The organism is Azospirillum agricola (assembly GCF_017876095.1).
Taxonomy (GTDB): Bacteria; Pseudomonadota; Alphaproteobacteria; order Azospirillales; family Azospirillaceae; genus Azospirillum; species Azospirillum agricola.
Genome location: NZ_JAGINM010000002.1, coordinates 224,215 through 237,761 on the forward strand (window position 1 = coordinate 224,215; position 13,547 = coordinate 237,761).

Here is a 13,547-nt window from a genome sequence, read left to right on the forward strand (position 1 = left end):
CGGAGCAACTGTCCGATCGCCGCATTTATCGCACACGAACGGGTGCGGCAAAACCGCACGCGCGCTCAGGGCTTCAGGGTTCCTTTACCTATGGGGTGCGGTGCCGGTCACATTCCCGGCTCATAGACGACCACCCGGTTCCGCCCCTCGTGCTTGGCCCGGTAGAGCGCCAGATCGGCGCGGTGGATGGCCTTCTCCAGCGTGTCGGTCGCCCCCTCCAGCCCGGCGATGCCGATGCTGGAGGTCAGGTGGAAGCGGCCGTCCGGACCCGGAATCGGCATGCGCGCCAGATAGCGGCGCACCCGCTCCGCCACCACGCGGGTCTCGTCGGCGGTGGCGCCGGGCAGCACGACGACGAACTCCTCGCCGCCCAGGCGGCCCAGCAGATCGTATTCGCGCAGGATCGCCTGGCAGCCGGCGGCGACCATGCGCAGGGCGTCGTCGCCGGTGGCGTGGCCGTAGCTGTCGTTGATCCGCTTGAAATGATCGACGTCGAGCACGAAGACCGCCAGCGGCTCGTGGAAGCGGTGGGCGCGGGCGAGCTGCTGGCGCGCCAGATCCATGAAGGAGCGCCGGTTGTAGATGCCGGTCAGCGGATCGCGCGACGCCATGTCGCGCAACGCCTCCTCCATGTTGCGGCGCTCGGTGTAGTCGTAGATCCAGGCGAGGTTGACCTCCACCCCCTGGATGATCGCCTGGTTGACGGTGAACAGGGTCCAGAAGGGCGACCCGTCGGCCTTCTTGAACTGGACCTCCATGTTCACGACGGCGCCGGCGGCGCGCAGCCGCTCCAGCACCCGCTCGCGCTGGTGGTTGTCGAGATAGTAGTCGCGCGCCCGGCTGCCGACCAGCCGCTCGCGCGGCAGACCGATCAGCTCGGCGAATCGGGTGTTGACGAAGATGATCCGCCCGTCGTCGCGGCGCGACACCGACACGCCGATCGGGCTTTGCTCCAGGATCGCCTCCAGCCGCGCCTCGTTCGGCTGGGAGTCGATGAGGTCGTGGATGACGCCGACGATGCCGCCGATGTTGCCGGCGCTGTCGCGGAAGGACACCTTGCTCAGGCTGGCCATGCGCAGGCTGCCGTCGGCGACGGGCACCGGTTCCTCGTAATGGGACTGCGCCTCCCCGGCCAGAAGCCGGCGGTCGTGGGCGGCATGCACCTTGGCGGAGCCGGGCTCCATCAGCGCGAAGGCGGTCCGTTGCAGGATGTCGCGGCGGTCGAGCCCGGTGTAGCGCTCGAAGGCGCTGTTAACGTCGGCGTACTGCCCGCGAACGTCCTTGACGAAGACGGGCACCGGCAGGGTGTCGAACAGCGCCTCCCGCATCAGCAGGCGGTTGTGCAGTTCCAGCTCGCGCCGCCGCCATTCGTCGATTTCCGTGAAGACGCTGAGTTGGAGCGGCGTCCCGTCGGGTCCCTCGATGGGCGTGGCGGTTTCGGCGACCCACAGGCAACGGCCGTCGCGGCGGCGCAACTGCCGCTCCTTTGCCGACGCGGCGGCCGCACCGCTGGCGACCTCCAGGTCGGTCAGGCGCATCCCGGCCAGCGACGGCACCGGATGACCGAGCAGGGCGTGCAGGGCCGGATTGGCGTAGCGGATCTCTCCCGTCGACGCGACCACGCACACAGCCGCCGGCAAAACGTCGAACGCCCGCCATCCCGCCTGGCGCGGGTCGTTCCCGTTTCCCTGAGAGATCATCGCCGTGCTACCCGAATCGAACATGCGTATTAGTTTCCCATAAAATATTATTTCCTTGCAATGATGGTATTTCGCGATTGAAGCACGCGCCCCCGCCCGTCCCAGCCAGGGGGCCGGCCGACGGGTTGGGTGGAGGCGGATTCTTTTGATCGTTCAACAGGCTGAAGGCTGGCGGGGGCGACAGGCCCCGGCGCAGGCGTCGCGCAGGCGGCGGCGGGCCTCGCCGTCGGCCGGCAACCCCAGGCGCAGCCAGTCCGGCCGCTGCTCGAATCGGCGGACCAGAATGCCGGCTTCGCCCAAAATCCGGTGGAGCGACCGGGCGTCGGGATGCGTCACCAGACGGAAGAGGTCGGTGCCGCCGACAACGGCCAGCCCGACGCCGGTCAGCAGCCGGTCCAGCGCTTCCGCCTCCGACCGCAGGCGGATCCGCGTCGCGGCGATCCAGTCGCGGTCGGACAGCGCCGCCGCGGCGACCGCCAGCCCCGGTCCGGACACCGCCCAGGGACCGACGGCCGCGCGCAGGGCCGCCGCCAGGGCCGGCTCGGCCAACGCGACACCGAGCCGCAGGCCGGCCAGCCCGAAGAACTTCCCGAAGGAGCGGAGCACGACCAGCCCCGGCGTCCCGGCGAAGGGCGCGACGCTGCCCGCCGGATCGCAATCGGCGAAGGCCTCGTCCACCACCAGCCAGCCGCCCCGCCCCGCCTGCCGCTCCGCCAGGGCCAGCAGCCGGGCCGGTTCCAGCAGCCGCCCATCCGGGTTGTTCGGGTTGACAACGACCAGCACGTCGGCGTCGGCGGTTTCCGGATCGGTGGTTTCGGACAGCCGATGGCCGGCGCCGGCCCAGCAGAGCGCGTGCTCGGCGTAGGTCGGGGCCAGCACGGCGACCCGGCCCGGCGCGCGCAGGCGGGGCAGAAGCTGGATCAGCGCCTGCGATCCCGACGCGGCGGCGACCAGTTCGGGCGACGGCGCGCCGTAGCAGACCGCCGCCGCCTCGCGCAACGCCATCTCCGCCCCGCGCGCGGGCAGCCGGGTCCAGGCGTCGGGCGGGATCGGCGGCAACGGGTAAGGCCATGGGTTGATGCCGGTCGAAAGATCGACCCACGGCTGCGGGGCGTCGGGAAAGGCGGCGCGCGCGCCGTCCAGGTCGCCGCCATGCAGGATGCCGTCCCGCACGCTCCCCTCCCGCAAATCCTTGGTCGCCGCCGTGCTTTCGGCCATCATCCCGCCCCCGATTCCGCTCATGAAACCCTACCCGCCTGAACCCGACCCGCCCGAACCCAACCCGCCCAAACCCAACCCGCCAGGATTCCGCCGTCGTGCCGCTTCATCCATTCCTGCTCGCCGCCGCCCTCGCGATCGAGGCGATGGCCGGCTACCCGGACGCACTCTACGCCCGCGTCCGCCATCCCGTCGTGTGGATCGGTGCGCTTATCGCGCAGCTCGACCGCGCGCTCAACCATGAGGGCGACGGCTTCGCCCGCCGCAAGGCCTTCGGCGCGCTGGCCCTGCTGGTCCTGCTGCTGACGGTGGGCGGCGTCGCGGTGGCGGTGGCGTGGCTGTGCCGGCTGCTGCCCTTCGGCTGGCTGCTGGAGGCGGCGCTGGCCTCGACCCTGCTGGCGCAGCGCAGCCTGCACGAGCATGTCGCCGCCGTGCCCAGGGGCTTCGCCAAGAACGGGCTGGAGGGCGGACGGGCGGCGGTGGCGATGATCGTCGGCCGCAACCCGGCGACGCTCGACGAGCCCGCCGTCTGCCGCGCCGCCATCGAGAGCCTCGCCGAGAATTTCTCGGACGGCATCGTCGCCCCGGCCGTCTGGCTGCTGGTCGGCGGGTTGCCGGGAATCGCGCTGTACAAGGCGATCAACACGGCGGACAGCATGATCGGCCACCGCACCCCCCGCCACGAGGCGTTCGGCTGGGCGGCGGCGCGGCTGGACGATCTGGTCAATCTGCCGGGTTCGCGCCTGACCGCCCTGCTGCTGACCGTGGCCGCCCGCTTCACCACGGGGGCCGATCCGGCGGAGGCGTGGCGGTCGGTGCGGCGCGACGCCCACCGCCACCGCTCGCCCAACGCCGGCTGGCCGGAGGCGGCGATGGCCGGCGCGCTCGACCTGCGGCTGGGCGGCCCGCGCGTCTACGGGGCGACGCGCATCGAGGATGTCTGGCTGGGCGGCGGACGGACGGCGGCGACCCCGGCGGACATCGGGCGGGCGCTGGCGCTCTACCGGCGGGCCTGCGTCGTGCTGGGGGCGAGCGCGCTGGTGCTGGCGGTGTTCGGGTAGGGAGGAAGGCTCCCCGTCACTCCGCCATGGCGAGCAGCCCGTCGATGTCGATCTCGCGCTCCAGCCGTTCGGCGATGGCGTCGAGCGCCCGGTCGACCGCCGCGCCGTAGGACAGCTCCGATCCGCCGCCTCCCAGCCCGGCCAGGAAGGCATCGCGGAATCCGTCGGCGCCGAACAGGCCGTGCAGGTAGCAGCCCTGGACGCGGCCATCCTCGGACACGGCGCCGTCGCTGCCGCCCTCCGCAAGATCCAGCATCGGGCGGGCGCGGTCCGGCCCGTCGGTACGGCCCATGTGCATCTCGTAGCCGGCCACGGCGGCGCCGGTGCGGCGCTCGGTGCCCCGTGCCTCCTCCAGCACCTTCGGCCCCTTCAGCACGGTGTCGACGTCCAGCAGCCCGAGCCCGGCGGCCTCGCCCGGCGGCCCCTCGATGCCGTCGGGGTCGGCGATGCGGCGCCCCAGCATCTGGTAGCCGCCGCAGATGCCGAGCACCCGCCCGCCGCGCCGCCAATGGGCCAGCAGATCGACGTCCCAGCCCTGGGCGCGCAGGAAGGCGAGGTCGGCGATGGTCGCCTTGGTCCCCGGCAGGATCACCAGATCGCAATCCCCCGGCAGCGGCCGTCCGGGCGGCACCATGGTCAGCGACACCCCCGGTTCCTGCGCCAGCGGGTCGAAATCGTCGAAGTTGGCGATGCGCGACAGCATCGGCACGGCGACGCGCAGGCCGTCACCGCCGCCGGCGCGCGTGCGGTCGAGCGCCACCGCGTCCTCCGCCGGCAGGGTCGCCGCCTCGGCCAGCCAGGGCACGACGCCGAAGCCGCGCCAGCCGGTGTGCCGTTCGATGATGCGCAGCCCCTCGTCGAACAGCCGGACGTCGCCACGGAACTTGTTGATGAGGAAGCCCTTGATGCGCTCCCGCTCGTCGGGCGGCAGCAGCGCGTGGGTGCCGACGAGGCTGGCGATCACCCCGCCCCGGTCGATGTCGCCGACCAGCAGCACCGGCACCCCGGCGGCGGTGGCGAAGCCCATGTTGGCGATGTCGCCGGCCCGCAGGTTGACCTCGGCCGGGCTGCCGGCGCCCTCGACGACGATGATGTCGGCCTCCGCCCCCAGCCGCTCGAAGCTGTCAAGCACGGTGCCCAGCAGTTCGCGCTTGCGCGCCTGGTAGTCGGCGGCCCTCGCCGTGCCGACCACGACGCCGCGCACGACGATCTGCGAGCCGACGTCCGACTGCGGCTTCAGCAGCACCGGATTCATGTGGACGGTCGGCGCCACCCCGCAGGCCCGCGCCTGGAGCGCCTGAGCCCGGCCGATCTCGCCGCCGTCGGCGGTCACGGCGGCGTTGTTGGACATGTTCTGCGGCTTGAAGGGCCGCACCGACAGGCCGCGCCGCACCAGCGCCCGGCACAGCCCGGCGACCAGCAGCGACTTGCCGACGTCCGACCCGGTGCCCTGGAGCATGATCGCGCGCGCCCGGCGCGGCGCGGCCGCCGGGGTCGCCGTGGGAGCGGTCATGGATCAGAACTCGATGCCGGCCTGGGCTTTCACCCCGGCCTCGAAGGGGTGCTTGACCAGCGTCATCTCGGTGACGAGGTCGGCGGCGGCGATCAGCTCCGGCTTGGCGTTGCGGCCGGTGACGCAGACATGCAGGTCGGGACGGCGCGCTTTGAGGACCGCCAGAACCTCGTCGAGCGGCAGGTAATCCATGCGCAGGGCGATGTTCAGCTCGTCCAGCACGATCAGGCGGTAGCGCGGGTCGTCCATCATCGCCCTGGCCTTGGCCCAGGCGGCCCCGGCGGCGGCGACGTCGCGGGCGCGGTCCTGGGTGTCCCAGGTGAAGCCCTCGCCCATCGTGTGGAAATCCACCAGATCCTCGAAGCGCTCCAGCGCCACCGTCTCGCCGGTGGACCAGGCACCCTTGACGAACTGCACCATGCCGACCCGCATGCCGTGGCCGACCGCCCGCATCATCAGCCCGAAGGCGGCGGTGGACTTGCCCTTGCCCTTGCCGGTGTGGACCATGAGAAGCCCCTTCTCGATGGTCTTCGAGGCCAGCGTGCGCTCCTGCAACGCCTTGCGGCGCTTCATCTTCTCGGCGTGGCGGCGGTTGGCCTCGGCCTCGTCGCCGGTTTCCGGGGTGTCGGTCCTGTTGGACTCGGTCATAGAGCGTTTCCTTTCACGAACAGCGGCAGGCCGGCCACGGTGAGGACGACGCGCGGGGCCAGCGCCGCGATGGTCTGGTGCAGCCGGCCGGCGTGGTCGCGGAAGCGGCGGGCCAGCGCGTTGTCGGGCACGATGCCGAGCCCGACCTCGTTCGACACCAGCACGATCCGGCCGGGCAGCGCCGGCAGCGTTTCGGCCAGGGCCGCCGCTTCGACGGCAACGTCGGCCTCGGCCATCATCAGGTTGGTCAGCCACAGGGTCAGGCAATCGACCAGCACGCCGGTGCCGGGGGCGGCGTGGCGGCGCAGGGCGCCGGTCAGATCCAGCGGCTCCTCGATTGTCGTCCAGTCCGGGCCGCGATCGTCGCGGTGCATCGCCACCCGCTCGGCCATCTCGTCATCCCAGACCCGCGAGGTGGCGATGTAGACACGGGGGCCGCCCAACGCCCTCACCAGCCCCTCGGCGTGGCGGCTCTTGCCGGAACGGGCGCCGCCCAGCACCAGGGTCAGATCCGGGCCGCTCACCATGGCGAGCCGTCGCGGTGATGGTAGGCGCCGTCGCGCCACACCATGTCCTCGTCGGAATAGTCGATGACGTCGCCGGCGCTGCGGTCGCCGACCTCCAGGTAGCGGGCCGGACGGTCGCCGCGGTTGACCAGACGGTGGCCGTCCGCCGCCCCGGCCGGGAAGCCCGCGCACATGCCGGCGGCCAGCCGCGTCTCGCCGGCGTCGGTGACCAGCACCAGCTCCCCCTCGACCACATAGACGAATTCGTCCTGCCGGCTGTGCCAGTGGCGCAGGGCCGAGGAGGCGCCGGGGTCGAGTCGCGTCAGGTTCACCCCGAACTTGCTGATTCCCAGCGGATCGCCCAGCGTCAGCCGGTGGCGCCCGGCGACCTGCGCCCGGAACGGTTCCGGATAGTCGGTCTCGCCGGGGCGCGCGGTCAGCGTCGCCGGATCCAGAACAGGCGCCTTTGGCGGGGCGGAATCGGTCGTCACGGCCGTCTCCTGCGGTTGCGGGTGGCGACTGTCGCAAACCCGGCCGGCGGCGTCAAACCGCACGCGGCGCAACTGGACAGGGCCAGGCTCCGGCACCATTCTCACCGCACCGCGCAACGACCATCCGCGAGCCCGATGTCCCAGCTTGAAATTCTCAGCCACCGTCCCGCCGGTCCCGCCAAGCCGGCGCCGCTCCTGTTCGTCCACGGCGCCTTCAGCGCCGCCTGGATCTGGGAGGCCAAGTTCCTGCCCTGGTTCGCCGAACGCGGCTGGGAGGCGCACGCCGTCTCCCTGCGCGGCCATGGCGGCAGCGAGGGGCGCGAGCGGCTGCACGGCTTCGGCATCGCCGATTACGTCGACGACGTGATGGAGGCGGCCGGGCGCTGCTCGGCGCCGCCGGTGCTGATCGGCCATTCGATGGGCGGCATGGTCGTGCAGCGGGCGCTGCGCAAGGGCGGCTTCCCGGCCGGCGTGCTGATGGCCTCGGCCCCGCCGCACGGGCTGCTGTCCTCCACCATGGGGCTGATGTGGCGGGCACCGCATGTGTTCCAGCAGATGTCGGTGCTGATGACGCTGGGAACCTCGGCCGTCGATCCGGCGGCGGTGCGCCGCGCCATGTTCTCCGACCAGATGCCGGAGGCCGAGGCCGCCGTCTACGAGCCCTACCTCCAGGAGGAGTCGCGCCGGGTGCTGATGGACATCGGCGGCTGGATTCCCTTCCCGCTCCTGCCGCCGCGCGACATCCCGGTGATGATCATGGGCGCGGAGAAGGATCTGCTGTTCCCCCGCGAGGAGGTTCTGTGGACCGCCCGCGCGCTCGGCACCGAGGCGGTGTTCATGCCGGGCATGGGCCACGCCATCATGCTGGAGCATGGCTGGGAGAAGGCCGCCGAACGGATCGACGGCTGGCTGTCCGAGGCCCTGATGAAACGGGCGGCCTGAGCATCGGCCAAATTGTTTTGTAAACTGATTGTTAGTAATACGGTCGATATCCTCGACGCCACGCCCGCCCCGCCGATCCCCGGCACGGGCGGAGCGCCAACGGAGAGGGGTGGACCATGAAAGGCTTTTCAGTCTCGGTCAACGACTGGGGGGTCCACGCCATTCTCTACAAGAGCCTGAGCGAGGGCGACCGCCCGGCCTGGATCGCGGCGCTGCGCGATGCCGGCGACCGGGTGTGCGGCCGGCCACGCCCGGCCGGCCTGTTCCTCGATCTCCGCGACGCGAGCGACGCCGCCCTGTCCCCGGCCCATCTGGAAGGGCTGGCGAAGCTGCTGACCCGCGGCGGGCTGGGACGGAGCGCGGTCCTTCTGACCGATCCGGTGCTGGCGAGGCGGCTGGCCGCCGCCGGGAAGGCCGCCGACCTGAGAATCCTCGTCAGCGACGGGCGCGACCGCATCCTCATCACCGCCGCCTACGGCTGGATCCTGAACGGCACGGAGCCGCGCGGCGGACGGGAAGCCGGAAGGGCGTCGGGCGACATCCTGCCCTTCCCCAAGGCGCCGCACCGCCCGCCCGCATCGACCGACAGCTTGCGCCAAGCCTCCTGACGGCCGTTCAGGCCGGCCGGACGCCCGGCGGCGGCTCGGCCCTGAGCCGTTCCGCCAGCGCCCGGAAGCCCGGCCCGCGCGGGTCGCTGGCCCGCCAGACCAGACCGACGCGGCGGCCCGGCGGCTCTCCCTCGAAGGGTCGGTAGGCGATCAGCCCGCCGACCGTCGTGCCCTCCCCGGCCGCCAGCTGCGGCATCAGCGTGTAGCCGGCGCCGGCCGCCACCATGTGGCGCAGCGTCTCCAGGCCGGTGGCGTGCCGCATGCCGCGCGCGGTGGCGCCGCAGGCCGCCAGCGCCTGATCGCGCAGGCAATGCCCCTCCTCCAGAAGGACCAGCTCGCTGGGATCGAGGTCCGCCAGCGCGATGGAGGGCAGCTCCTCCAGCCGGTGTCCCGCCGGATGGGCGAGCAGGAAGGGCTCGAAGAACAGCGCCTCGGTCGCGAATCCATCCCCCTCGACCGGCAGGGCCAGCAGCACGGCGTCGATGCGCCCCTCGCGCAGTTCGTCCAGCAGCCCGTCCGTCCGTCCCTCCGACAGGATCAGCCGCGCGTCGGGAAGATGCCGGCGCATCACCGGCAGCGCGTGGGGGAACAGATAGGGCCCCAGCGTCTGGATCGCCCCGATGGCGAGGTCGCCGGCCAGCGCCCCCTCCATCCCCCGCGCCAGGGTCAGCAGACGGCGGGCCTCCTCCAGCACGATGCGGGCCTGCCGGATCACCAGCTCGCCCGGTTGGGTCGGCAGGACGCGGCGGCTCGTCCGTTCGAACAGGGTGACGCCCAGCACCTCCTCCAGCTTGCGGATCTGCGCGCTGAGCGACGGCTGGCTGACCGCGCAGCGTTCCGCCGCCCTGCCGAAATGCCGCTGCTCATCGACGGCGACGACATATTCCAGGTCGCGCAGGGACAGCCCGGCCAAGTTCATAGAATCTCCCTATCGATCCGTTCAGAACCATGTCTTGGATATATTGAACCGAGCGGCGGATAACCAGGGGCGACAGCGGTCCAAACCCAGAAACGCAGAAAAAACGCGAAGGATGAAGCCCATGAGCAGCCTGACCACCGCCGCCGGCATCCCCGTCGCCGACAACCAGAACTCGCTGAGCGCCGGCCCGCGCGGCCCGCTGCTGATGCAGGATTTCCATCTGATCGAGAAGCTCGCCCATTTCAACCGCGAGCGCATCCCGGAGCGCGTGGTCCACGCCAAGGGGGCCGGCGCCTATGGCGTCTTCCGCGTCACCCGCGACGTGACGCCCTTCACGAAGGCGGCCTTCCTGTCGGCGGTCGGCAAGGAGACCGAAGTCTTCCTGCGCTTCTCCACCGTCGGCGGCGAGAAGGGCTCGGCCGACGCCGACCGCGACCCGCGCGGCTTCGCCGTGAAGTTCTACACCGAGGAAGGCAACTACGATCTGGTCGGCAACAACACGCCGGTGTTCTTCGTCCGCGACCCGCTGAAGTTCCCGGACTTCATCCACACGCAGAAGCGCAACCCGGCGACCAACCTGAAGGACCCGACGGCGGTCTGGGACTTCTTCTCGCTGTCGCCGGAGACGATGCACCAGCTGACGATCCTGTTCAGCGACCGCGGCACGCCGCGCGGCTACCGCCACATGGACGGCTTCTCCAGCCACACCTTCTCGTGGATCAACGCGGCGGGCGAGCGGGTCTGGGTCAAGTACCACTTCAAGACCCGCCAGGGGATCGAGAATTTCACCGCCGGGCAGGCGGCGCGCGTCGCCGGCATCGACCCCGACCACGCCACCCGCGACCTGTTCGCCGCCATCGGGGACGGCGACTTCCCGGCCTGGACCGTCTCGGTGCAGATCATGCCGGAGCTGGAGGCCGAGCGTTACGCCATCAACCCCTTCGACCTGACCAAGGTGTGGCCGCACGCCGACTACCCGCTGATCGAGATCGGCGAGCTGGTGCTGAACCGCAACCCGGAGAACTATTTCGCCGAGGTCGAGCAGTCGGCCTTCAGCCCGGCCAACGTGGTGCCCGGCATTTCCTTCAGCCCGGACAAGATGCTGCAAGGCCGGCTGTTCGCCTACGCCGACGCCCACCGCTACCGGCTGGGCGCCAACCACGGCCATCTGCCGGTCAACCGCCCGCACGCCACCGAGGCGCGCACCTACCAGCGCGACGGCGCCATGCGCTTCGACGGCAACGGCGGCGGCCGTCCGAACTACGAGCCGAACAGCTTCGGCGGCCCGGCGCAGGATCCGGGCAAGGCCGAACCGCCGCTGCGCGTCTCCGGCGACGCCGACCGCTACGACCACCGCGCCGGCAACGACGATTACGCGCAGGCCGGCGCCCTGTTCCGCCTGATCGGCGCCGAAGCACAGGATCGCCTGATGGACAACATCGCCGGCTCGCTGGGCAAGGCCCCGGCCTTCATCCAGCAGCGCCAGCTCCGCCATTTCCTGGCCGCCGACCCGGCCTACGGCGCCGGCGTCGCCAAGCGGCTGGGGGTGGAGGTTGAAGCGGGCGTGGCGGCGGGGTGATCCCGTGAAGCGGGCGATAAGCCCTCTCCCCGGGGGAGAGGGCAAAGCACGCCCCTTAAGTCCGCACCGCCATCACCATGTAGGCCATGCCCTCGCCGTAGCTCGCCAGCTTCGCCGCGAGGGCCGGGCTGGCGTCCGCGTAGGGCACAAATCCAACCCGGTCCCAGTAGCTCCGCGCGCCCGGCGTCGAGGTCAGCGCCAGCCAGCCGTACCCCCGCCGGGCGGCCAGCGAATGCGCCTCCTCCAGCACCGACGCGCCCAGCCCAAGCCCGCGCGTCCGCGGCAACAGCGCGATGTCGTGCAGGTAGAGGCAATCCGCCCCGGCCGGCAGCTCCCCCAGCGGGGCGTCGAGCGGCGGCGGCACCCCCAGCAGCCCCGGATGCATCACGCCGTAGCCCAGCGCGCGCCCGTCACTCCCCTCCGCCAGCCGGCAGCCGTCCGGAAAAAGCGCCAGCCGCTCGGCGAAGACCGCGCGTTCCTCCGGGTAGTCGGGATGCACGACGTCGGCGATGGCCAGCACCGCGTCGAGGTCCGTCCCGCCCATCGCTCTCCACCGCACGCTCATCCGCCTTCTCCGCTTTGCAACCCGTTCAAGATCTTCCGGCCCACCCGTTCGGCGCGCTATGGTGACTCCCCACGCTTGAGGAGACACCACCATGCCCGACACCGCTGTGGCGAGCCTGCTGCCCACGGTCCGCACCATCGCCCACGAGGCCGGTCAGGTGATCCTGCGCTTCTACAACGACGGCATCGACGTCGCCACCAAGGTCGACGGCAGCCCGGTGACGCAGGCCGATCACGCGGCCGAGGCGGTGATCCTTCCCGCCCTGCACCATCTGACCCCCGGCATCCCGGTGGTGGCGGAGGAGGCGACGGCCGCGGGGCACCGGCCGGACATCTCCGGCGGGCGTTTCTGGCTGGTCGATCCGCTCGACGGGACCAAGGAGTTCATCTCCCGCAACGGCGAGTTCACCGTCAACATCGCGCTGATCGAGAACGGCGTCCCGGTGCTGGGAGTCGTCTACGCCCCGGCGACCGGCGACCTCTACGCGGCGGCCGGGCCGGGCACGGCGGTGCATTGGGCGGAGGGGCGGCACGACCACCCCATCGGCGTGCGCAACCGCCCGGCCGACGGGCTGACCGTGGTCGCCAGCCGGTCGCACGGCAGCGGCGCCGCGTTCGACGCCTTCCTCGCCGGCCACACGGTCAAGAACCGCATCACCTGCGGGTCCTCGCTGAAATTCTGCACCGTGGCCTGCGGCAAGGCGGATCTCTACCCGCGCTTCGGCCCGACCAGCGAATGGGACACCGCCGCCGGCCACGCCGTGCTGGTCGGCGCCGGCGGCCGGGTCGAGCAGCCGGACGGTTCGCCCCTGCTCTATGGCAAGCCCGACATCGCCAACCCGAATTTCATCGCCTACGGATGGTGAAGGATCTCGGCGAAGCGGCCGTCGCGGTCCTGACCGCCGCGTGGCCGCTGGAGAAGGTGCGCCTGACGCGCGCCTACGCCGCCGCGTGGCGCGACGGCACCCTCTCCCCCGCCGTCACCCTCGCCCCGCCCGACCGCCCGGCGCGGCCCGAGCGGCCCGAACTGAAGCTGCCGCGCGACATGCCCAAGCGCGGGCGCGGCGGCAGCGCGCAGAACCGCGTCGCCCTGCTGCACGCGCTGGCCCACATCGAGCTGAACGCCATCGATCTCGCCTGGGATCTGGTCTGCCGCTTCGCCTCCGCCGGCCTGCCGAAGGGATTCACCGACGACTGGGTCCGGGTCGCCGACGACGAGGCGCGGCATTTCGTCATGCTGGAGGAGCGGCTGAACGCGCTCGGCGCCTCATACGGCGACCTGCCGGCCCATGACGGGCTGTGGCAGGCGGCGACCGAGACCGCGCACGACCTCGCCGCCCGGCTGGCGGTGGTGCCGATGGTGCTGGAGGCGCGCGGGCTCGACGTCACCCCCGACACGGTGCGCCGCCTGCGCGATTTCGGCGACCAGGAGAGCGCCGACCTGCTCCAGACCATCCACGACGAGGAGATCGACCATGTCGCCGCCGGCCGGCGCTGGTTCGTCCATCTCTGCGCCCAGCGCGGCGTCGAGCCGGTCGTCCTGTGGCAGGAGCTGGTCGCCCGCCATTTCCGCGGCGGCCTGAAGCGCCCCTTCAACGTGCCGAGCCGCGAGCGCGCCGGCTTCGGCCCGGAATATTACGAGCCGATCACCCCGCTTCCCGAACGGACCGCCCCGAAACAGACCGTCCCAAAACAAGCCGCCCCAAAACAAGCCGCCCCAGAACAAGCCGCCCCAGAACAAGCCGCCCCAGAACAAGCTGCCGTTGACCGGCACCGCGAAACCCGGTAAGGCGCAGGG

14 protein-coding genes are annotated in these 13,547 nt (G+C 71.7%); 6 read left to right on the forward strand and 8 right to left on the reverse strand.

Annotated features, from left to right (window positions below; genetic code table 11):
• Positions 1-107 precede the first annotated feature (107 nt).
• Both J2847_RS03430 and cobD read right to left on the reverse strand, forming a co-directional pair.
• Entirely contained in the window at positions 108-1,724 is a 1,617-nt protein-coding gene (locus J2847_RS03430) for a sensor domain-containing diguanylate cyclase (RefSeq protein ID WP_209777004.1), read from the reverse strand.
• 129 nt (positions 1,725-1,853) lie between these two features.
• Positions 1,854-2,942: a threonine-phosphate decarboxylase CobD gene (cobD, locus tag J2847_RS03435; protein ID WP_325169319.1), complete on the reverse strand. Its 1,089-nt coding sequence runs from the start codon at positions 2,940-2,942 to the stop codon at positions 1,854-1,856.
• A gap of 74 nt (positions 2,943-3,016) precedes the next feature.
• On the opposite strand from cobD, the gene cbiB reads away from it, so the two are divergent.
• Positions 3,017-3,979: an adenosylcobinamide-phosphate synthase CbiB gene (gene cbiB / locus J2847_RS03440; protein WP_209777005.1), complete on the forward strand. Its 963-nt coding sequence runs from the start codon at positions 3,017-3,019 to the stop codon at positions 3,977-3,979.
• Between the two features lie 16 nt (positions 3,980-3,995).
• On the opposite strand, the gene J2847_RS03445 is transcribed toward cbiB, so the two are convergent.
• Genes J2847_RS03445 through J2847_RS03460 form a run of 4 tightly spaced genes read right to left on the reverse strand, consistent with a single transcriptional unit; the run spans position 3,996 to position 7,137 of the window.
• The gene (locus J2847_RS03445; RefSeq protein WP_233474252.1) at positions 3,996-5,492 is read right to left on the reverse strand and encodes a cobyric acid synthase; all 1,497 of its coding nucleotides are present in this window, start codon (positions 5,490-5,492) and stop codon (positions 3,996-3,998) included.
• 3 nt (positions 5,493-5,495) lie between these two features.
• Positions 5,496-6,140, reverse strand: a complete 645-nt coding sequence (gene cobO / locus J2847_RS03450) for a cob(I)yrinic acid a,c-diamide adenosyltransferase (protein ID WP_209777007.1) — start codon at positions 6,138-6,140, stop codon at positions 5,496-5,498.
• The gene (gene cobU / locus J2847_RS03455) at positions 6,137-6,667 is read right to left on the reverse strand and encodes a bifunctional adenosylcobinamide kinase/adenosylcobinamide-phosphate guanylyltransferase (RefSeq protein WP_209777009.1); all 531 of its coding nucleotides are present in this window, start codon (positions 6,665-6,667) and stop codon (positions 6,137-6,139) included. Before cobU ends, cobO begins: the two co-directional genes overlap by 4 nt.
• The gene (locus J2847_RS03460) at positions 6,661-7,137 is read right to left on the reverse strand and encodes a cupin domain-containing protein (RefSeq protein WP_325169320.1); all 477 of its coding nucleotides are present in this window, start codon (positions 7,135-7,137) and stop codon (positions 6,661-6,663) included. The genes cobU and J2847_RS03460 overlap by 7 nt, the downstream gene beginning before the upstream one ends.
• Positions 7,138-7,272: 135 nt before the next feature.
• Here J2847_RS03460 and J2847_RS03465 point away from each other — a divergent pair, with 135 nt between their 5' ends.
• Together J2847_RS03465 and J2847_RS03470 are read left to right on the forward strand one after the other, a co-directional pair.
• Positions 7,273-8,079 (forward strand): alpha/beta hydrolase, encoded by an 807-nt coding sequence (locus J2847_RS03465; protein ID WP_209777012.1) that lies wholly within the window; start codon positions 7,273-7,275, stop codon positions 8,077-8,079.
• A gap of 116 nt (positions 8,080-8,195) precedes the next feature.
• Entirely contained in the window at positions 8,196-8,687 is a 492-nt protein-coding gene (locus tag J2847_RS03470) for a hypothetical protein (protein ID WP_209777013.1), read from the forward strand.
• A 7-nt stretch (positions 8,688-8,694) separates the two neighbouring features.
• On the opposite strand, the gene J2847_RS03475 is transcribed toward J2847_RS03470, so the two are convergent.
• Positions 8,695-9,606, reverse strand: coding sequence for a LysR substrate-binding domain-containing protein (locus J2847_RS03475; RefSeq protein ID WP_209777015.1), 912 nt, complete (start codon positions 9,604-9,606; stop codon positions 8,695-8,697).
• 121 nt (positions 9,607-9,727) lie between these two features.
• Between J2847_RS03475 and J2847_RS03480 the strand changes: the two genes are divergently transcribed.
• Positions 9,728-11,185 (forward strand): catalase, encoded by a 1,458-nt coding sequence (locus J2847_RS03480; protein ID WP_209777016.1) that lies wholly within the window; start codon positions 9,728-9,730, stop codon positions 11,183-11,185.
• Between the two features lie 55 nt (positions 11,186-11,240).
• Here the strand turns inward: J2847_RS03480 and J2847_RS03485 are convergent, their stop codons facing one another.
• Positions 11,241-11,729: a GNAT family N-acetyltransferase gene (locus tag J2847_RS03485; RefSeq protein WP_233474253.1), complete on the reverse strand. Its 489-nt coding sequence runs from the start codon at positions 11,727-11,729 to the stop codon at positions 11,241-11,243.
• A gap of 112 nt (positions 11,730-11,841) precedes the next feature.
• Here J2847_RS03485 and cysQ point away from each other — a divergent pair, with 112 nt between their 5' ends.
• Together cysQ and J2847_RS03495 are read left to right on the forward strand one after the other, a co-directional pair.
• Entirely contained in the window at positions 11,842-12,615 is a 774-nt protein-coding gene (cysQ, locus tag J2847_RS03490) for a 3'(2'),5'-bisphosphate nucleotidase CysQ (RefSeq protein WP_209777019.1), read from the forward strand.
• The gene (locus J2847_RS03495) at positions 12,609-13,538 is read left to right on the forward strand and encodes a ferritin-like domain-containing protein (protein WP_209777021.1); all 930 of its coding nucleotides are present in this window, start codon (positions 12,609-12,611) and stop codon (positions 13,536-13,538) included. The genes cysQ and J2847_RS03495 overlap by 7 nt, the downstream gene beginning before the upstream one ends.
• Positions 13,539-13,547: the final 9 nt, after the last annotated feature.

Coding starts and splice junctions, on each gene's coding strand:
- J2847_RS03445 (WP_233474252.1), bottom strand. CDS start 5,492: ATGACCGCTCCCACGGCGACCCCGGCGGCCGCGCCGCGCCGGGCGCGC.
- J2847_RS03475 (WP_209777015.1), bottom strand. CDS start 9,606: ATGAACTTGGCCGGGCTGTCCCTGCGCGACCTGGAATATGTCGTCGCC.
- J2847_RS03485 (WP_233474253.1), bottom strand. CDS start 11,729: ATGGGCGGGACGGACCTCGACGCGGTGCTGGCCATCGCCGACGTCGTG.
- cobD (WP_325169319.1), bottom strand. CDS start 2,942: ATGAGCGGAATCGGGGGCGGGATGATGGCCGAAAGCACGGCGGCGACC.
- cobU (WP_209777009.1), bottom strand. CDS start 6,667: ATGGTGAGCGGCCCGGATCTGACCCTGGTGCTGGGCGGCGCCCGTTCC.
- J2847_RS03480 (WP_209777016.1), top strand. CDS start 9,728: ATGAGCAGCCTGACCACCGCCGCCGGCATCCCCGTCGCCGACAACCAG.
- J2847_RS03430 (WP_209777004.1), bottom strand. CDS start 1,724: ATGTTCGATTCGGGTAGCACGGCGATGATCTCTCAGGGAAACGGGAAC.
- J2847_RS03495 (WP_209777021.1), top strand. CDS start 12,609: ATGGTGAAGGATCTCGGCGAAGCGGCCGTCGCGGTCCTGACCGCCGCG.
- cysQ (WP_209777019.1), top strand. CDS start 11,842: ATGCCCGACACCGCTGTGGCGAGCCTGCTGCCCACGGTCCGCACCATC.
- cobO (WP_209777007.1), bottom strand. CDS start 6,140: ATGACCGAGTCCAACAGGACCGACACCCCGGAAACCGGCGACGAGGCC.
- J2847_RS03470 (WP_209777013.1), top strand. CDS start 8,196: ATGAAAGGCTTTTCAGTCTCGGTCAACGACTGGGGGGTCCACGCCATT.
- J2847_RS03465 (WP_209777012.1), top strand. CDS start 7,273: ATGTCCCAGCTTGAAATTCTCAGCCACCGTCCCGCCGGTCCCGCCAAG.